Here is a 19,677-nt window from a genome sequence, read left to right as displayed (position 1 = left end):
CGCAGCAAAAGCGATTGCATAAAAAAACGCCCGGGATTCCGGGCGTTTTTCCAAACGAAAACAGTGTGCAGTTAAGAACGCTGTTTTTTTGTCAGTTTTGCTGCCAAAAGGCAGAGGAGCGATACGAACAGCATTGTCGGGAGCGTGACGCCCACAGGGGTATCCACATTCAGCATCACACGGTAAAACGCAAAACCCAAAGCCCAGATCACCATGTTTTTGACATTCAGCACCTTGCTGTCATCTGCGTTTTTGATTCCGAGGAGAAAATAATCTGTGATCAGCACAGCAAACAGCGGCGCAAAGACAGAGCCGATCAGATAGAGAAAATTCTCATACTGGCTCGTGGGAATCAGAACCGCCATTCCGGTGCCGACTATGCAGACCGCAAGCGCGGCGACTTTTTCATTGATTTTGTGGTTTAGATTGACAAGGCTGACACCGCCCGACCACGCATCCAGAAAAGTCGTCGTAACGGTGGAAAAAATCACAATCAACAGTGCGATCAATCCGAGGCCCGCAGTTACCAGAATAGAGGCGATGTCGTCCGACCCGGTATATACTGCGGCACCCAGCCCAATGACATACATCATGCAGCTTCCGACGGTGTAGCCTGCCGCGCTCACGGCGGAACCCGCCTTTGCATTTTTTACGGTGCGGGTATAATCGGAAATCAGCGGCAGCCAGGAAAGCGGCATGGTCACACTTAATTCGACTGCCGCGCCAAAGCTCAGTGCGTCGGATACCGCGGCCTGCCCGCTTGACATGCCGCGGAATACAACAACGCCAAGTACCAGCGTAAACATAAACAGAGCTGAAACAACAATCACGTTCACCTTTGCCAGATTTTTGATTCCAACCAGAATCCAGACGCAGATCAGGCCTCCGATCACCACGCACCATAATGGTTCATTCTGTATCGTCGGAGTGGCGGCGTTCAGCGCTTTTGCCCCGTTGATGATCATAACCGCCGTCCATCCCAAAAGCTGCACCACATTGAGAATGGAAAACCAGAAGGAACCGTATTTTCCAAAGGAAATCCGTGTGGTTTCAATCGCGGACAAACCGCTTTTCGCACCGATATACCCGGCAAAATAGAAGATGATTCCTCCAATTGCATGGCCAATCAGGATTGCCAGCAGCGCCCATGTGAAGCCCAGCGGGGCAAGCAAAGCGCCGGTCAGGATTTCCGCAATCGAGACAGCCGCCCCAAACCACAAAAATCCCTGACTGATACTGGATGTTTTTTCTGAACTGTTCATCATTTTTGTCTCCTTCACATAAAAAGCGGGATATGCACGTAGGCATATCCCGCAAAGGCGTCTGTTTTTTCCTACGTTGGCATTATCCAAATCAGGTATCAGGGTCGAAGTTTGAGCACTTCCTCTCAGCCTGCGATACAAGCTCCCCAGCTATTCAACTGTAAATTAGTATAACAGTCCCCTTAAAATCTGTCAATATGCAGCAAAGTTCTGAGAACCGTCAGGTGATCTTTAAAAAGGACGGCTGCTTACGGCCGCCGCTGATTTCATCGATTGAAACATTTCTGGTATGCTTGATTTCATCCCATGTTGTCGTTTTCCTAAAAAGACAGATGATATTGATCGGAATCCAGCTTACAATAAACAGCCAATAAGCCGCCGCGCCGCCGAGTATCCGAAGGCTGCTCTTACGTTCCATGATGATCGTATAGACCGACAAAGCCAGTGTCGTAAGATAAGAAACATTAAGCGAAACAAACATCTTATAGTAAAGCACTTTCTCCGGAAACAGATCATATTTGACGTAGCACAAATCCAACAGAAGCCCTACCGCAAGGGATGCAATATAAATAACCTGCATACATGGGGCCAACAAAAAGACCATCTGGTCAATGCAGTTCACTTTTTTCTCCACGAAGACTGCTTTCACCAGCTTGGTAAAATATAGTTCAAAGCCCTGAAGCAGACCGGTGGACCAGCGCTTGCGCTGCTTCCAGGATTGGGCGAACGTTACAGGCTGTTCATCATAAATCCGGGCGTCGGGCACCCACATGACTTTTTCGCCGCGGAGCAGACACTGGGTCGTAAATTCGATATCTTCTGTCATGGTAAAGGTATGCCAGCCCCCCATCTCCTGAAGCAGATCCGCACGCACCATAAACCCGCTGCCGTTGATGATGGCCGAAAGGCCAACCACACTTCGCGTATGGTTAATCAGACGATTGATCATCCAGTAATAGACGGAATAGCACCCGGATACGACGGAATCATAAGGGTTTTTGCTGTCGCGGTACGCTTGTCCTACCCTGGCACCGGCGCAAAGGGCATTATTCATGGATTTAAGGAAATCTTGATGCACCAGGTTGTCGGCGTCAAAAACACAGAATGCATCATAGCCGCCTCCGGACAAAAGCTGGTCAAAGGCATCGTTCAGTACCTGGCCTTTGGATTTTACCGGTACGCGGCATTCCAGCAGAAGGGCTCCCGCTTCCCTGGCCGCCGCCCCGGTGTTGTCGGTGCAGTTATTCGGCACAACATAAACGTCGTAGAGTTCTTTGGGATAATTCTGCACCATCAGGCTCTCCACCAGATTTCCAATGACGCACGCCTCATTCCGCGCGGCAATGACAATCGCGAACCTGTTTTGCGGGGCACATTCTTTCAGCGCTTTTGAGCGTTTGAGGGAAAGCAGGGAAAAAACAGCGTAATATGCGATATAAATTGTAAACAGAAAACTCAAAGTCCATGCCAGATGTTTTAAATCCAATAGAATTGCCACAAAATCGCCTCCTGGTGATATAACGAGCTTCCCTGTCCGCTGTCTTCAAATTGAAGTGCTGCGGAAAAAAATCAAGACATCTTTTCCCTGATACAGGAGGCTTTTATTTGATCCTCCCGCAATTTTAATTTCTTCATTTTGACACTAAGATATATAAAAATCAACTAGGATTTGTAAAGATTTATGTCTGTCCCCGATATTTATCAAAATGATCAAAAATCATTTCCAAGCCATAATTCTTCCTGAACAATCTCACAGAAATATGCCCTGAACCGTCAGGCGCCATTCAGTTTCGCTTTTTAAAACAAGTGAAAAGGGACGCTGAATTCATCAGCGTCCCTTTTCAGAAAGGAGAATATGAAAATGCCTTATATTTAGAAAGTTACATCTTCGCCGGTGAAGGCGCAGGTAAGTACTTTCTTCATATTTTCAACATCAATCGCGCGGGGATTGGAACCTGTGCAGGGGTCTTTTACCGCGTTTTCCGCAATCTTATCCACATTCGCGTTGAACAGCTCCTCCGAAACGCCGTTTTCCTGATAGGTCTGGGCAATTCCGAGTTTTTTATTCATCGCCTTGATGGAATCAACCAGCGAGTTGACCAGCTGTTTGTCTGTGCTGCCGGGCAGGCCGATCGCGCGGGCAATCTGCGCATATCTTTCCATGCAGACTTTTGAGTTATACTGGATCACAGCGGGCAGCAGGATCGCGTTGCAGCAGCCATGCGGGATTTCAAATACGGCGCCGGTTTTGTGGGCAAGGCTGTGCGCAATTCCGAGCAATGCGTTTGAGAACGCCATACCGGCCAGGCACTGCGCAATATGCATCTTACCGCGCGCCTCCACGTCACCGTGATAGGAATCCAGCAGACTGTCATAAATATCGGAAATCGCTTTCATGGCAAGCGGGTCGGAGAAATCCGAACGCGCGGTTGCCACATAGGCCTCAATTGCATGAGTGAGCGCGTCCATACCGGTGTGCGCGGTCAGTGTCTTGGGCATGGTTAGCGGAATATCGGTATCCAGTACCGCAATATCCGGGGTAATTTCAAAGTCCGCAAGCGGATATTTGATATTGGTGGAATAATCGGTGATGACTGAGAAAGCGGTCACTTCCGAAGCGGTGCCGGAAGTGGACGGAATCGCGACGAAAATCGCCTTCTGGCGCAGTTTCGGCATGGTAAACGGATCTTTGATATCGTCAAAGGTTTTTTCCGGATACTCATAGAAAACCCACATGGCTTTCGCGGCATCCATTGGAGAACCGCCGCCGATGGCAACAATGACATCCGGCTGAAACTCCCTCATCGCAGCCGCGCCGCGGAAAACGGTTTCAATGGACGGGTCCGGCTCAATACCTTCAAACAGCTGCACTTCCATGCCCGCACTCTTCAGAACCTCTTCCGTTTTCTGAAGGAATCCGGCTTTTTTCATCGAGCTTCCGCCGGTCAACAGCATTGCTTTTTTGTGACCCTTCAGGTTTTTCAGCTCGTTGATGGCTCCCGGCCCATAATAAATATCTCTCGGTAATGTAAAGCGTGCCATAACTAATTCCTCCAAATTCTCGATTTTGATTATATGATTTGTTTTTATACGATCTTTTAAGCTTGTTATTATTTTATCATTGTCATTTGCCGTCGGGTAATGTATAATTTATATATCACTTATGTCTTATATTGATGGAGGAAAGCATCATGAATCTCGCCTACCTACGCTATGTTTCGGAAGTCGAAAAAAGCGGTTCGATTACGAAAGCTGCACAAAATCTTTATATGGGGCAGCCGAACCTGAGCAAGGCTATCAAGGAGCTGGAAAAGGAAATTGGGATCACCATTTTCCGCCGCACAGCCAAAGGTGTTGAGACAACCAGAAAAGGGGAAGAATTTCTGGCGTATGCCAATACGATTCTTTCCCAGATCGATGAATTGGAATCGCTTTACCAGCCGAAGACGCAGCATGCAATTCAACTCAGCCTGTCGGTTCCAAGAGCGACATATCTTTCCTCCCTGTTTGCTGAATTTGTCAGCCGTCTTGACGTGAAAGAACATATGGATATCCATTATCGGGAAACAAATTCGATGGCCGCCGCCAATGACGTAAGCTGCGGGGAATCCGACCTGGGGGTTATCCGTTATCAGGTGATTTACGAGTCCTATTTTGTCTCCTATCTGCATGACCTCAAGCTGACCGCCGAGCCGCTGCGGGAATTCACCATGCAGCTTTTGATGTCGAAGGAGCATCCGCTTGCACAGCTGCCGGAAGTTAATTACCACATGCTCGGAGGCTATACGGAAATCGTGCACGGCGATTTGCAGGTACCTTCCCTGTCATTTTCCGAAATTGCCGTCGGCGCGGGGCTGGAATCGCCCGCGCGGAGAATCTATGTCTATGAGCGCGGCAGCCAGTTTGACCTTTTGCATCGTGTTGCCGGGTCCTATATGTGGGTTTCGCCCATGCCGAAAGAGATTTTAGACCGCTGCGGAATGGTAACCCGGGCATGCCCGCTTTCGAAACTTCTGAATAAAGACGTCTTAATTTTTCGCAGAGGGCACCAGTTTAACAAGGTTCAAAATCGGTTTCTTGCGTTCCTTCGGGAACAGTGCAGCCGGGAGCCTGTTTTATAGTTTTTTAAGATATAAAAAGCAGAGATTTCCATAATGGAAGTCTCTGCTTTTTATTTTATGGAAAACATCAATAATTATCGTAAATATTTGTAGGATTTTTTATTGTATTTCTCTAATTGTTTGATTATAATGTAGGTAATAGGTTATTAGTATTACCTATTACCTATTACCATTTTTTACTGATTGGGAATCAAACTTGGAGGTGCGTTATGTCAACAAAGACACAGGCCAACTGCACGGTAGAAAATATTTATCAACTGGACGGAAGAGTTCCTCTCTCAAAAGCGATTCCATTCGGATTGCAGCATGTGCTTGCGATGTTTGTGGCAAATATCGCACCGATTATTATTGTTGCAGGCGCTGCGGGTCTGGATGAAGCGCAGAAGGCAATGCTGATTCAAAACGCAATGTTTGTCGCGGGGATCGGCACGCTTGTTCAGCTGTATCCGCTCTGGAAAATCGGCGCGCGGCTGCCGATTGTTATGGGCGTCAGTTTTACCTTCGTAACCATCCTCTGCTATGTCGCCGCAACCTACGGCGTTCCCGCTATGATCGGCGCCGCTTTGGTGGGCGGCCTCATTGAAGGAACACTCGGCATGTTCGCAAAATACTGGAGGCGGTTTGTCGCTCCGATTGTTTCCGCATGCGTCGTGACCTCGATTGGCTTTTCCCTGCTGAGTGTCGGCGCATCGTCCTTCGGCGGCGGCTCGGGCAACCCGGCTTTCGGTTCCGCGCAAAATATCCTGCTCGGCAGCATCACCCTGATTTCCTGTCTGCTGTTCAATATCTTCGCGAAATCGTTCTGGAAACAACTTTCGGTCTTATTCGGGCTTGCGGTCGGCTATATCACGGCCGCCTTTATGGGAATGGTGAATTTTTCCACTATAACACAGGCAAGTTTCATTTCAGTCCCGAGATTTCTGCCGTTTATCCCTGAATTCAATATCAGCGCGATCCTGGCAGTTACTGTGATCTTTCTGGTTTCCGCGACGGAAACCATCGGTGACATCTCCGCCATGACCGTGACCGGGCTTGGACGCGACGTTACGGAAAAAGAAATCAGAGGCGGCCTTGGCTGCGACGGATATATGAGTTCTTTCTCCGCTCTGTTTGGCTGTCTGCCGATCACCTCTTTCAGCCAGAACGTCGGCCTGATCGCAATGACAAAGGTTGTCAACCGATTTACGATCATGACCGGCGCAGCCTGCATGATTCTGGCGGGCCTGTTCCCTCCCATCGGCGCTATTTTCGCCACCCTGCCCGACGCGGTCCTTGGCGGCTGCACCATTATGATGTTCGGTTCCATTGTTGTAAGCGGCGTGCAGATGATTACCCGCTGCGGCTTCAACCAGCGCAACACCACCATTGTGGCCTTATCCATCGGTATCGGCATCGGATTCACGCAGGTGCCCGGCATCTTTTCCATCCTGCCGACTATGGCCAGAGAGGTTCTGCAAAGCAACTGTGTCGCGATCGTATTTATCGTCGCACTGGTGCTCAATCTGGTGCTTCCGAAAAACATGGAAGTCGAAAAACCGGAAAAGAACATTCTGGAATCGGTTTGAACCTGCTTACCACTGCCTCATTCCTATAAGACACCAAAAAAGGGCTGTATATGCAGCCCTTTTTTGGTCTTTCATGATTTCATCTGATAGCTTTTGATTAACTGCCCGTCCAAATTCTTAATCTGGAAACAGCCGTCCTCATAAATCATGTAGCTGTTCTGATTTCCCTCTTTAGGCAGCGAAACGGACCCGGGGTTCAGATAAAAGACCCCGTCCAGGTCTTCCATCGCCTGCACATGGGTATGCCCATGAAGCAGCACATCACCCTTCTTCAGCATCGGCATATGCTCCTTATTGTGGATATGCCCATGCGTCGCAAAAATCAGATGGCCTTCCAGATAAAGGATCATATAATCTGCCATGATCGGAAATTCCAGCACCATCTGGTCAACTTCCGCGTCGCAGTTTCCGCGCACGCACAGCAGTTCCTGTTTCATTTCGTTGAGCAGTTTGATGACCCCCTTGGGATTATAATCCCGCGGCAGGTCATTTCTCGGACCATGGTAAAGCAGATCTCCGAGCAGCAGCAGCTTTTCCGGCTTTTCCTTTTGGTAGATATCCCGGACCTTTTCACAATAGTATAAGGAACCATGGATATCCGAAGCGATCATCAGTTTCATCTTTCGCACCTCCATGGCCTATTTTACGATAAAGGCGGCCTTATCGTCAACAGGTTTCGCCGGAAGAACCGGATGCCAGCGGTTTCACGCGGGCACAGACAGGGATATGGATGACGCTTTGAACATGCTTCCAGACAAATACCGAAATGGAATAATCAACCGAGCTGTGGATCAGAGTACCTACGCCGACCATGAAAAACACCGTATACCAGTAGCCCTGCTGATAGCTAGCTTCCCCCATGGCGCCGCTGAAAAAGAAAGCGGTCACCACAAAAACCTCGCATATGGCATGAATGACGGCGGTTAAGGCACCCAGCCCCAGTGTCCCGCCAACCGAGCAAAGCGTTTCCGGCCTCTTTTTAAGAAGCAGAGCGCCGACCAGCGCAAACCCCAGATGACTGAACGCGCGCAGAACAATTACAATCGGAAAACCGGCCATCAAAAACCCGAATCCGGTAATGACGGAAACCACCGCCGCAACCGGAGGCGAGATAAATACGGCGAGGAATACCGGCACATGGCTTGCCAGCGTAAAGGACATCGGCCCAAGTACAACCTTCGGCATAAACATCGGGATTGCAATCCCGATTCCACATAATAACGCAGCGATAACCATTGTTTTAATTTTTTGATTTGTTTTCACTTTTCAGCCCTCACTTCAATAACATTTACATGTGTCTTGACACCTGTGTATATATTATCGCAGCGAAACGAAAAAGTCAAGCATTGCGTATGCAAACTGTACAATTTCAGGTGTGGAATAAAATATCCCTTTCTTCAAGGGCCGCAAGAATCCGCTGATAAATTTCCGGTGTCCGGCAGGTGATGGTATGCAGATGCACGCCGTTGGTCAGCATGGAAAGCGGCGGCGCTTTGCTTTTATCCAGTTTCTGCAGGAACATATCCACGTCATACCGGGAAAAGATGCGGAGCTGGCCGGAAATCTGGCCGTAAACCGGATGTTCGACAATAACATCCAGCACCTCCCCGCCATTGTCTACAATGGTATAAAGCTCCTCCGCGAGATTTTCCCTGCTGTGGCGGCAGGCAATGGTATAAACCGTTTCCGGCCTGTCCTTTTGTTCCTCCAGCACATAGCCGCGCGGTGTGGCGGAAATCTGCACATTGGCGGCGCGCAGGAGCGCAACGTCCCCGACAATGATCTGCCGGCTGACATTGAGCTTTTTTGCCAGGGCGGAAGCACTGACAGGCTGGCTGCCTCCCCTGAGTATTTCGATGATTTTGTCCCGTCTTTCGCCTGAATTCAATCGATTGCACCGCCTTAAATGACCTTGGAAGCCCACCGTGCGCCGTCAGGTTTTTCTATTGGACCTCGGCAACCAATTCCAGCGGACGTTTGCCATCTACATGGGAAGTTCCCATTTTATATAACCTGCATGGAACCGAAAGTGACTGAAAAAACTGCTCAATTTTTTTCGGTTCCCATATTAAAAATTTAAGAGCAAGCCCGCAGCTCTGCGTAATTTCTCTCGGAGCAGGCATGACAATGACCGGGAACTGCCGCTTCGCGAGCTTTTCTGTCTGCATGCTGTGCGTGACAGAATCAAAGGTCATCAGATAAAACTGAGATTCCACCAATTGTCCCCCTAAAGAATCCTTGAAAAAGTCATTACTGACCAACTGGCTTTTAAACATAATTTTAGTATAGGCTTTTTTGACAAAAAAGTCGAGAGGCGTTTTTCAATAGGATTCTCTATTTTATCAATAATTTCTATAATGCCTTCAAGCCGTTGACTTTACGGGATCAGGAATCTATTCTGAAAATAAGAGCTCGCAAAAATCTGAAAAAGTGAGGAACTTAACATGACTTTCATCGATGCTAAGGGGAAAAATTGCCCCATTCCAGTCGTTTTGGCAAAAAAAGAAATTGATAACGGTATCAGTACATTTACGATTGAGGTCGATAACCAAACCGCTGTGGAAAATCTGCGCCGTCTCGCTGACAATCAGGGATTCAACGCCGCTGTCCAGGAAGTCCCCGGCGGTTTCCAGCTGGCTTTTTCCAAAACCGGATGTGTTGCCTGCGAGGAAGCGGAGCAGCTGCTTTCACCGAAGCCCCGCACCGGGAAGTGGGCGGTTTTTATTGGGAAAGAGATCATCGGGGACGGGGATTCCGAACTGGGAAAAAACCTGATGCGGATGTATTTTTACACGATGACAGAGTCCGACCAGCTCCCAACGAGCCTTTTATTTATGAACGGGGGGGTAAAACTTCCGGCCGGTGATGAACAGATTATCGGACATCTCAAGGTTCTTGCCGACAAGGGCGTGGAAATCCTCGTCTGCGGCACCTGCCTGAATTTTTACAAAATTGCGGACCAGCTGAAAGTCGGCACCGTCAGCAATATGTACGACATTACTCAACGGATGCAGCAGGCGGACAAAGTGATTACCTTATAATCAACATGCAAAAATGGGACGCGGAAATGTACATTTCCGCGTCCCATTTTTTAGTGATTGGCAAGCTGGTAAATGCAGTAGGCATCTTCCGTATGAATCACTTTAAAGCTGCCCACTGTATAAGCATCGTTGCCCGTTACACGTCCCGCAAGCTCCCGCAGTGTTTCGTTATTTTGCACGCCGATGCCGAGTTCCGTAAAACAGGTCGGCATCCCAAGCGACCGGAAATACGAAACCGTGGCGTCAATGCCGGCTTTCACCGCGTCTTCCGGCTTTTCCTTTTGGATGCCCCAGACCTTATCGGCGTAACGGACAAACCGTTCGGGTTTTTCTTTCCAGGAATAGGTTGCCCACGCCTCCCAGACCGCCGAAAGCGCGGCGCCGTGCGCCACATCAAATTTTCCGCTCAGTTCATGGCTGAGCTTGTGGGGCGCGAAGTCGGCAGCCGCCCCCAGCCCGGTCAGGCCGTTATGGGACAGGCTTCCGCACCACATCAGTTCGCTCATGGCGTCGTAATCGCTGTGGTTTTTCATGGCAATCCTGCCGTTTTCAATGGCAGTGCGAAGCAATGCCTCCGCAATTCCGTCCGTCAGCTGGTTCCCCTCGGTCGGCGTGAAATAGCGGTCGAGCGTGTGCATCATAATATCGGTGATTCCGCAGGCGATCTGGAAAGACGGGAGCGAATAGGTAAGCTCCGGATTCATAATCGCAAACTTGGGCCGGTTAAAGTCGGAAGGCAGTCCCCGCTTTTCTCCGGTTTCCTCATTGGTCAGAACAGCGGAATTGCTTGTCTCGCTTCCCGCCGCCGAAATCGTGAGCACCGCGCCCACCGGAAGGCTTTTTTCAATTTCCCGCCCGCACCAGAATTCCCAGATATCGATGTCCGGGTTGGCGGCGCCGTGCGCTATGCCTTTCGCCGTGTCTATCACGCTGCCCCCGCCGACCGCAAGGATGAAATCAGCGCCGAACGCAGTCGCCTGCTTTACGCCCTTTCTGGCAAAGGAAAGGAGCGGGTTGGGTTTGACACCGCCCAGCAGCTCATATTCCATCCCTTTTGTTTTCAGGTTCCCCTCTATCCTTGCCAGCAGCCCGCTTTTTACCGCGCTGCTGCCGCCGTAAACCACAAGCACACGATGCCCGCCGAATTTCTGAATCTCCTGAACTGTCTGCAGTTCCGCGTCTTTCCCGAAAACCACTTCGGTAGGCGAATAAAATAGAAAGTTTTGCATGAAGAAACCCCTCCAGTTTTTTAATCAGGCTATTATCTACATATTGCTATCATACCGCAGATTCCCGAATGATTCAACTCTTTAGAAAAGAACGATCTAAAAAACCAAGCGTCTTCGCTAATTACGAAGACGCTCTTTTAGGCAATTTTCTTCTTTTGCCCAAAATTTAAACAAAAGCCAAAAGTGCCTATACACATTTTTCCCAAAATTACTATACTAAATTCCGTAGGAATTGAAAGAAGGTGCGGATGAATGGAGTTTAAACGCAGGCTGATGCGGCTGGCCATTGATTCTGCCGTGGAGCGCACAATTCCCAAACTAAAAAAGGACCACAATCGGGGCATCCGCAGCCTCGTCGACCTCGGCGCCCAGTTTGCGTCCGGTGAACGCCAGAAAGCGTTTTTCTGCAAGCTGCAGGAGATTGCGCGCAACCCTAAAAATCCGTACAGCGCTCTGTTAATCCGTGCCGTGAATGAGACAGACACAGGAATTGTAAAGCGCGCGGGAGTCAATCTGGGTTACACCGCCCTCACCTGCGGTTCCGGCCTTTTGCAGAACTATTCCGCAAAATGGGCAGTCCCGCTTCCCTGGATGATTCAGCTTGACTGCCCCGGCTGTTCCGCCGGGCAGCTTTCCGGGGTCCTGCGCGAGGGAGGCAATTACGGCATTTTGTCTTACATTTTTTCCGTCCGATCGCGGGAACAGTTCACAGTGCTGGCAAAGCTGGCAAAAGAATTTCAGGAATGCCTGTTCTGGGCGGTCATTCCGCCTTTTCTCGCGGACGTGCAGACTTCTCATGCCGTCCGGGAATTAAAAAACATCGTCGTCATTGCGGAAGTTTCCGATACGGCCGCCTTCCCTTTTGAACCGCTGAAGGCACAGCGGCTGCTGTATGGCTTCTTGTGCCGCGACCGCAAACCGTTCGATGATCGCGCTTTTCTTTCCGCAATGACAGCGTCCGGCTGCCTGTTCGGGGTCTACACAGGCGCCGCTCCCCTGAACGCGGCGGGTAAGCGCGAACGGCGCTTTTTCTATACAAGCGGAAAACGGCGTATCCCGCTCGCGCTGATCGATCTCCAGCGGGACGTGCCGGAAATCGGCGGGCAGATCGTCCCGGGCAGCGGATATCAGGTCATCCATGAAGACGCTGTCCTGCGGCACCAATTCGATCTTGAGGCAATCCTGCGGGAGAGCAGCCGCTAATCTAGTCTGCGGTCGCCCAGCAGTTCCCGCGCCATGCTGCCGTCAATCAATTCCTTCACGCGGGAAATCCACCTTGCCGGGTCTTCCTCCATGCCGCCTTTCGCCCATTCCTCTATGATACCGACAAAAGCATAGGTATAGAATTTCGCAATAAACCGGACATCCCGCTCGTCCACCTTCTGCCCGCCGGTAAGCTCCTCAATGCAGGTGATCAGCAGGTTGTTATAAAAATCGACCAGATAATCCGAAAAGGAGTTCTGTCCCATCGTGCTTAATGCGTTGATATAGAATTTCCGGTTTTGCTGCATATAGAGGCACAGGTTCCGCAGCCCTTCTTCCCAGTGCCGGTAGTCCGTAAAGGAGCTCATCTGTTCGAGCGTTTCCGTATAGTAAATCCAATTTACCAGTTCAAATTTATCTTTAAAATGGTAGTAAAAGGTATTGCGGTTCACCCCGCAGTGCGCGGTTATATCGCCCACTGTGATCTTGGAAAGCGGCGTGTTCTGCATCAGTTCCTTAATCGACTGAGCCAGCACCCGCTTCGTGAGAGAAACCTCGGCCATATGCGATCCCCTTTTTTCAGAATTTTTCCATTCTTATCATAGCTTAAACGCAGACTGTTTTCAAATGGTTTTTTCGGCCGCGGCAGAGCGGCTTTCAGGACATCGCAAGGGGGTACTTTAGTTGTTGAAAAAAATTGCGCGGGTATTGACCCGCAGTCCTGCGGTAATCGTCACGATTGCCCTGCTGCTGCTGATTCCCAGCATCTACGGCGCGATACGCACAAAAGTCAACTACGATATTTTGTCCTATCTGCCCGACACACTGGATTCTACAAAGGGGCAGACCATATTGGAGGATACCTTTCAAAGCGCCGCTACCGCCATGCTGGTAGTGGAGGGCATGCCGGCACGTGATACGGAAAAGCTGCGGGATGAGATTGAGCAGATTCCAAATGTCAGCAACGCCTTCTGGGTTTCCAGCATGATGGACATCAGTGTGCCGAAAGAAATTCTGCCGGATGATATCAAAAACATCTTTTACAGCGAGCAGTATCAGGATTCAACCCTGATGATTATTCAGTTTGACCGCCCGGGCGCCTCCAATGAAACTTTGGCGGCAATAGACCGGGTGCGCGCTGTTTGCGACGAACGGTGCTTTTTAGCCGGCGTGTCCATCTTTTTGAAGGATACAAAAGATATCGTGGAAAGCGAAATGCCAACCTACACGATTTTGGCTATTATCTTTTCCATTTTAGCTATGATGCTGACGATGGAATCCTATGTGCTGCCGTTTGTATTCATCATGGGGATCGGCTTTGCTGTGGCTTATAACTTCGGGACCAACCTGTTTTTAGGGCAGGTTTCCTACATCACGAAAGCGATCGCCGCTATTTTGCAGCTGGGCGTTTCCATGGATTATTCGATTTTTCTTGTGGACCGTTACGACGAGGAAAAGCCCAAATTTGCGGACAGGCGCGACGCGATGGCGAGCGCTATCGAGAGCGCGTTTGTTTCACTGTCCGGTTCGTCCATGACCACCGTCGCGGGCTTTCTCGCGCTTTGTGCCATGCGCCTTGGACTCGGCCCCGATTTGGGGTTGGTGATGGCAAAAGGCATTGTCATCGGTATCCTGGTCGTCATTTTTGTGCTGCCTGCGCTGGTCTTACAGTTTGACGCACCGATTCACAAATGGCGGCATCGCACACTTACACCGGATTTTTCCAGACTGAACGAATGGATTATCAATCATAAAAAATCCTTCGTCTTCATCTTTTTGGTCCTGTTTATTCCCTCCTGGATCATTCAGAGCAGGACGCAGATTTACTACAATATCGACCGTTCCCTTCCGGCTGATCTTCCTTCCACCGTCGCTACCGACAAAATGAAGGAACAGTTCAAAATGGCCACCACGCATTTTATCATCGTGGACGATTCTCTGCCTCCCTATCAATTAAGCGCGATGGAGAAGGAGATTGAAAAGGTCGACGGTATCGAAAGCATGCTGGCATATGACAAATTTGTCGGGCCGCTGGTACCGGACGAATTCATCCCGGATGACGTGAAGGATCTCTGCAAAAAGGACGGTTTGCAGATGATCATGGTCAATTCCCGTTATAAAGCCGCCTTGCCGGAAGAAAATGCGCAGATTGATCAAATTACCGAAATTGTAAAGCGCTACGATCCGAACGGCCTGATTACCGGCGAAGGCGCAATGACCAAGGATTTGAGCGAAATCACCACGGTGGATATTCAGGTCACGAATATCCTGTCCATTGTCGCAATTCTGGTGATTGTTGGCATCTGCTTTCAATCATTTACAATCCCGGTTGTGCTTGTCTCCGCCATTGAGCTGGCAATTTTCATCAACCAGGGAATCCCATCCCTTTCTGGAACCGTGATCCCCTTTGTATCGCCGATCGTCATCGGATGCATCCAACTCGGCGCAACCGTCGATTACGCAATCCTGCTGACCACGCGTTTCCGCGAGGAACTGAATAATGGGTACGACCGTGTCACCGCAATCAAAATCGCGTCCAATGTGGCTGACAAATCCATCGTCACCAGCGCTCTGGTTTTCTTCTGCGCGAATATCGGCGTCAGCCTGATTTCCCGCATTGAAATCATCAAAAGCATCTGCTCCATGCTGGCCCGCGGCGCCATCATCAGCGCATTCGTCAGCATGTTCATCCTCCCGTCGGTTTTGCTGGCATGTGAAAAGCTGTTCAGGAAAACTTCGCGGGGCTGGATTTTTAAGCAGGCAGCCGCGCCTGAGAAAAAAGCATGAATACACTGGAGGAATACCGATGAAACTGCAAAAAAACACCCTAAGGGTCATGTGCGGGTCAATGGCGCTTGTGCTGGCGACCACCGTATCGGCCGCCGCCGCAACCGCCGATTCCCTGCCTCCGATTTCCGCGTACAGCGCTCCTTCCGACTCTCTGCCGCAGGAAAGCACCGATGCGCCGGAGGCCCCGGAACCACAGCCCGGGCAGGAGCAGCAGGAACCCGCTTATCTTGGGAAAAAGAGCGAAACTGTTTATGTGAACCTGAACGCGGACGGCAGCGTGCGCGAATCCATCGTTACCGACTGGCTGCACAGCGACACTCCCGGCGCGGAACTTCCCGACAGAACAGATATTGATGGGCTGACCAACGTGAAAGGAACTGAAACACCGCAGAAAGAGGGAGATTCCCTCAGGTGGAAACTGGATGGGACTGACCTCTATTACCGCGGTACCACCAGCAAACCGCTGCCGCTGGAAATATCCATTACTTACTCCATGGACGGCAGGGAGCTGTCACCCGAGGAAATGGCGGGGAAATCCGGTAAGATGGAGATGAAACTGTGCTTTAAAAATGCCACCGCCAATGAAGTGACGGTGGCAGGCAGGCAAACGGTTATGCATACGCCGCTCATGGTGATTGCGGGAATGAGCTTCTCCGACGATCACTTTTCCAATTTGCAGGTCAGCGACGGCTCTGTTGTTGCGGACGGCAACAATCAGGCGGTTTCCATCGTCTGCATGCCGGGACTGTCGGAAAGCCTCGGGCTCGGGAAATACAGCCTGAAAGAAATCAATGATCTCGATTTTCCGGAGGAATTTACCGTTACGGCCGACGCAAAGGAATTTGAAATGGGTCCTGTCGGAATTGCCGTCACCTCAGAGCTTCCGAATCTGGACGAAATCAAGAAAAGCGACGATATTGACGATATGCGGCGGGACCTGTACGATCTGCAGGATATGCAGGACGATCTGGACCGCGCCGATCCCGACAGGGATCTGCGCTCCCTGATTACCGACCCCGATCGCACAGAAGCCGCTCAGCTTCTGGTGGACGACATTTTCGCATTTTATGATTTAAACAAAGATATGCTGGATATCCTGCCAAAGTACGTTACAGACGAAAACATCAAGCTCTACGACCGCATCAAATACGATTTAAAGGACAGCACCCTCGACACCCTGCTGGACGACGATGTTGTATTTGATCTTCTTGACCGCGTTGACGAGCTTAGCCCCGCAAAATTGCAGGCTCTCGCGGATGACTTCGATCAGATGGACATGAAAGCACTGCGGACACTGATGAGCAGATGCAGCGAGCTCACCTCTGTTTTCGGCACCGCAGACGCGCAGAAAAATATTGCAACCCTGAAAAAGCTGGCTGCCTGCCGAGAGCCGATGTTCGCCCTTCTGGGAGATGTACAGACGCTCGACGACGCCGCTTTCGGGCAGCTTCTGTATGCAGGCATTGCCGCACAGATACCGGGAACAGGAAAAATTGAGGACGCATCCCTGAAAGTCCTGCTCAAAGCGCTGCTGCCTTCTCTTTCCGAGGAGATTGACAAAGATATGGCCGCAGGCTATATTGCCGATGCGGGCATCACTTCCACCGGGTTGGACATCTTCGCAGATCATCAGCAGATATCTCCAAGTGCCGTTCCCGATGCTTCCTCTTCGGTGCCCGAGGAAGCGGACTCATCCTCCTCCGATGCTTCCGTTCCCGATTCTGAAGAAAGTTCCGACGTTTCCAGCGAACCCGAAAACAGCTCTTCGGACGAAGAATCCGAAGCCCAATCTCAGGAATCGGAGCAGCCGGAAAAGACCCCTGAGCCGTCCGAAGAAACCGACGGCGAAGATACGCATACCTCTGTACTCGCCGCCTATGTGGAAAGTGACGGGCAGGACGCCTCTTCTCAGGCAGATGAATCCCTCCCGGAAGGCGGCGAACAAGCAGAAGAAGAAACTAATGCTGAAGAAACAGACACCGTCGACTTATCTCCTGTAACCCACGAGCTTGAAGCCGACAGCAGCAGCACCCCCCGCGCAAAAATTGTCAGCGCGCTGGGAAGCATCTTCAGCGACCCTGAAAAGCTTGATGCCGTCTGCGAAATGCTGAAAGACAACGCGTCTTTTCAATCGCTGATTGCCCTGCGCAGCCATACGAACGCTTTGAAGCTGGCAATGGCGGAAAACGGTATTACTTCGGACGATGACCTGCCCGCCGCCATGGCATTTGCCGACAGCCTGCTCACCAAAGTGGAAAGCCTGCAGCCGCTTGCGGAAGCCTGCTTTGCGCCGCTGGTGAAAAATGAGACAGACCCCGCAAAAAAGGCGCAGATGATTCAGGCTGCGATGGAACAACTCACAGAGGATTTGGCCTATAATCAGGAGAACTTCACCTCTCTCATCCTGCTGATGAACCAGCTGAAGGAAGAAGATTTGCTGGACGATATTGAATATATTGACGATCTCCGCAAGGACATGCAGGATTTGCGCCCAATCGTGAAAGCGCTCAACCGCGACCTGAAAAAGGGCGACATCAATGTCAGTCTGCATCAGTCTCCCAAAACCACCACCACCCTTCTGAAAATGAAAGACGACCTGGAAAATCATCGCGATATCAGCGATTCTCTGAGATGGGCACTGCTGCCGAAAAACGTTGACATCGGCCGGAGCATGATCGAAACGCTGGACAGATTACAGGCAAAAGACACTGTCGGCAGTTCGCTGAACAAAATGGATGATGCCGATGAGCTGTTCGATCGCAAGGAGGCACTTGTGGCGCTGTCCGATCAATACCGGATCTTTACTGACGCGCCCGCCGAACTGGGCACCGAGCTGAAATTCATCATGAAGACCGATGAAATCAAGGCCCCCGAGGTTGAAAAGGAAACCGCACCTGTTACAGAAGAAAAAAGCGGCTTTCTGGACTGGTGCAAAGGGCTGATTTCCGGAATCACCGGTCAATAATCTTAGAAAAAGAGCGTTCCCGAAAAACGGGAACGCTCTTTTTCGCCGGAGGGCCCTTTATTATCCTTCCGTCCGCTGATCGATCGGCACATAATCATAGTGCGGAGAAATACTGAGATAAGCGGGACGGATAATCTTCCCGGAATTGCAAAGCTCTTCAATCCGATGCGCGCTCCAGCCTGCGATACGGGAGATCGCAAAAATCGGGGTAAACAACTCGGTCGGCAGATCGAGCATGCTGTAGACAAAGCCGCTGAAGAAATCGACATTGGCGGAAACGCCTTTATAGATGCGGCGCTCCTCCCCGATGATCTGGGGCGCCAGCCGCTCAACAAGCGAATACAGGCCGAATTCCTTATCCCGCCCTTTTTCCTCGGACAGGCTCTTGACGTAGTATTTGAACACATCGGCACGCGGGTCGGACAGCGAGTAAACCGCATGGCCCATTCCATAGATCAGCCCCGCCTTGTCAAACGCTTCCTTGCGGAGGAGCTTCTTTAAGTAACATGCGACCGCTTCTTCATCCGACCAGTCGGAGACCGTCTTCTTCAGGTCTTCAAACATCTGCACAACTTTGATGTTTGCTCCGCCATGGCGCGGCCCCTTCAGCGAACCGATCGCAGCCGCCACCGCCGAATAGGTGTCCGTGCCCGAAGAGCTTACCACATGCGTGGTAAAGGTGGAGTTGTTGCCGCCGCCGTGTTCTGCGTGCAGAACAAGCGCCACATCCAGTACACGCGCCTCCAGCTTGGTATACTTGCTGTCGGGGCGCAGAATGTGCAGAATGTTTTCCGCCGTGGAAAGATGGGGCTGCGGCGCATGAATGAACAGGCTCTTTCCCTCATGGTAATGGTTATATGCCTGGTAGCCGTAGACGGACAGCATGGGGAACAGCGCAACCAGCTGCAGGCACTGGCGGAGAACATTGGGGAGGGAGATGTCGTCGGCGCGGTCGTCGTAGGAATAGAGCGTCAGGACGCTGCGGGCCAGTGTATTCATCATGTCGCGGCTGGGGGCTTTCATAATGATATCGCGCACAAAGCTGGTGGGCAGCGAACGGTACCGCGTAAGCAGAGCGGTAAACTGGTCAAGCTGCTCCTGCGTGGGAAGCTTTCCAAACAGCAGTAAGTAGGTTGTTTCCTCAAAGCCAAACCGGTTTTCACGGATAAATCCGCTCACCAGGTTCTTGACATCTACTCCATGATAAAACAGGCGGCCCTCACAGGGAACCTCCGCTCCGTTTTCATCCCGCTGGGTAGACTGAATCTCAGAAATTTCGGTCAGGCCGGTGAGAACGCCTTTTCCGTTGATGTCGCGCAGTCCGCGTTTGACGTCGTACTTTTCATAAAGTGCTGGGTCAATCGCACTGCTTCTTCTGCAGAGCTCCGTAAGCTCCAGAATTTCCTGGGTTACTTCGGAAAACGGATTGAACGGCATATGCAACTCTCCTTTACTCATCTTTCATTTTGTAGAATAATTTATTATAGCAGATTGCGGATAA

Annotated in this window: 16 protein-coding genes and 1 riboswitch; of the genes, 6 read left to right on the top strand and 10 right to left on the bottom strand. The window is 50.7% G+C overall.

The features are described from left to right. Window positions 1–71 precede the first annotated feature (71 nt). The 3 genes from cytX to C1A10_RS06735 all read right to left on the bottom strand — a co-directional run bounded on the left by cytX (window position 72) and on the right by C1A10_RS06735 (window position 4,304). The gene (gene cytX, locus C1A10_RS06745; RefSeq protein WP_242968852.1) at window positions 72–1,265 is read right to left on the bottom strand and encodes a putative hydroxymethylpyrimidine transporter CytX; all 1,194 of its coding nucleotides are present in this window, start codon (window positions 1,263–1,265) and stop codon (window positions 72–74) included. 48 nt (window positions 1,266–1,313) lie between these two features. Further along, window positions 1,314–1,421: riboswitch (TPP riboswitch) on the bottom strand. A gap of 61 nt (window positions 1,422–1,482) precedes the next feature. After that, window positions 1,483–2,760 carry a glycosyltransferase family 2 protein gene (locus C1A10_RS06740; RefSeq protein ID WP_180951025.1) on the bottom strand — a complete coding sequence of 426 codons (1,278 nt, stop codon included), beginning with the start codon at window positions 2,758–2,760 and terminating at the stop codon, window positions 1,483–1,485. A 374-nt stretch (window positions 2,761–3,134) separates the two neighbouring features. Beyond that, window positions 3,135–4,304, bottom strand: a complete 1,170-nt coding sequence (locus tag C1A10_RS06735; RefSeq protein WP_101909519.1) for an iron-containing alcohol dehydrogenase — start codon at window positions 4,302–4,304, stop codon at window positions 3,135–3,137. 149 nt (window positions 4,305–4,453) lie between these two features. Between C1A10_RS06735 and C1A10_RS06730 the strand changes: the two genes are divergently transcribed. Next, window positions 4,454–5,383 carry a LysR family transcriptional regulator gene (locus C1A10_RS06730; RefSeq protein WP_101909518.1) on the top strand — a complete coding sequence of 310 codons (930 nt, stop codon included), beginning with the start codon at window positions 4,454–4,456 and terminating at the stop codon, window positions 5,381–5,383. A 209-nt stretch (window positions 5,384–5,592) separates the two neighbouring features. Then, window positions 5,593–6,948: a uracil-xanthine permease family protein gene (locus tag C1A10_RS06725; RefSeq protein WP_101909517.1), complete on the top strand. Its 1,356-nt coding sequence runs from the start codon at window positions 5,593–5,595 to the stop codon at window positions 6,946–6,948. Between the two features lie 71 nt (window positions 6,949–7,019). Here C1A10_RS06725 and yfcE read toward each other — a convergent pair whose 3' ends face one another. From yfcE to C1A10_RS06705, 4 genes are all read right to left on the bottom strand, one after another. After that, complete coding sequence (gene yfcE, locus C1A10_RS06720; protein WP_101909516.1) at window positions 7,020–7,568, bottom strand: phosphodiesterase; 549 nt, start codon at window positions 7,566–7,568, stop codon at window positions 7,020–7,022. Between the two features lie 46 nt (window positions 7,569–7,614). Beyond that, complete coding sequence (locus tag C1A10_RS06715; RefSeq protein WP_242968851.1) at window positions 7,615–8,211, bottom strand: hypothetical protein; 597 nt, start codon at window positions 8,209–8,211, stop codon at window positions 7,615–7,617. A 106-nt stretch (window positions 8,212–8,317) separates the two neighbouring features. Then, window positions 8,318–8,836, bottom strand: a complete 519-nt coding sequence (locus tag C1A10_RS06710) for a transcription repressor NadR (protein ID WP_101909515.1) — start codon at window positions 8,834–8,836, stop codon at window positions 8,318–8,320. A gap of 55 nt (window positions 8,837–8,891) precedes the next feature. Further along, window positions 8,892–9,164: a putative Se/S carrier protein gene (locus C1A10_RS06705; protein ID WP_180951024.1), complete on the bottom strand. Its 273-nt coding sequence runs from the start codon at window positions 9,162–9,164 to the stop codon at window positions 8,892–8,894. A 228-nt stretch (window positions 9,165–9,392) separates the two neighbouring features. Between C1A10_RS06705 and yedF the strand changes: the two genes are divergently transcribed. Further along, on the top strand, window positions 9,393–9,989 hold the full coding sequence (yedF, locus tag C1A10_RS06700) for a sulfurtransferase-like selenium metabolism protein YedF (RefSeq protein ID WP_101909513.1): 597 nt from the start codon (window positions 9,393–9,395) through the stop codon (window positions 9,987–9,989). Window positions 9,990–10,039: 50 nt separating this feature from the next. Here the strand turns inward: yedF and C1A10_RS06695 are convergent, their stop codons facing one another. Then, on the bottom strand, window positions 10,040–11,218 hold the full coding sequence (locus C1A10_RS06695; protein ID WP_101909512.1) for an iron-containing alcohol dehydrogenase: 1,179 nt from the start codon (window positions 11,216–11,218) through the stop codon (window positions 10,040–10,042). A 252-nt stretch (window positions 11,219–11,470) separates the two neighbouring features. On the opposite strand from C1A10_RS06695, the gene C1A10_RS06690 reads away from it, so the two are divergent. Beyond that, a complete protein-coding gene (locus C1A10_RS06690) occupies window positions 11,471–12,421 on the top strand; it encodes a hypothetical protein (protein ID WP_101909511.1) in 951 nt (316 codons plus the stop codon). Here C1A10_RS06690 and dhaS read toward each other — a convergent pair. Then, entirely contained in the window at window positions 12,418–12,984 is a 567-nt protein-coding gene (dhaS, locus tag C1A10_RS06685; protein ID WP_101909510.1) for a dihydroxyacetone kinase transcriptional activator DhaS, read from the bottom strand. The genes C1A10_RS06690 and dhaS overlap by 4 nt on opposite strands. Before the next feature lie 121 nt (window positions 12,985–13,105). Between dhaS and C1A10_RS06680 the strand changes: the two genes are divergently transcribed. After that, window positions 13,106–15,208, top strand: coding sequence for an efflux RND transporter permease subunit (locus C1A10_RS06680; RefSeq protein WP_101909509.1), 2,103 nt, complete (start codon window positions 13,106–13,108; stop codon window positions 15,206–15,208). Window positions 15,209–15,227: 19 nt separating this feature from the next. Beyond that, on the top strand, window positions 15,228–18,176 hold the full coding sequence (locus C1A10_RS06675; RefSeq protein ID WP_101909508.1) for a hypothetical protein: 2,949 nt from the start codon (window positions 15,228–15,230) through the stop codon (window positions 18,174–18,176). 60 nt (window positions 18,177–18,236) lie between these two features. Here C1A10_RS06675 and C1A10_RS06670 read toward each other — a convergent pair whose 3' ends face one another. Next, window positions 18,237–19,613 (bottom strand): citrate/2-methylcitrate synthase, encoded by a 1,377-nt coding sequence (locus C1A10_RS06670; protein WP_101909507.1) that lies wholly within the window; start codon window positions 19,611–19,613, stop codon window positions 18,237–18,239. Window positions 19,614–19,677: the final 64 nt, after the last annotated feature.

Source organism: Marasmitruncus massiliensis, assembly GCF_900186535.1.
GTDB lineage: Bacteria > Bacillota > Clostridia > Oscillospirales > Ruminococcaceae > Anaerotruncus > Anaerotruncus massiliensis_A.
The sequence above is the reverse complement of the archived record's forward strand: the minus strand, read 5'-3'. Positions and strand labels throughout refer to the sequence as shown.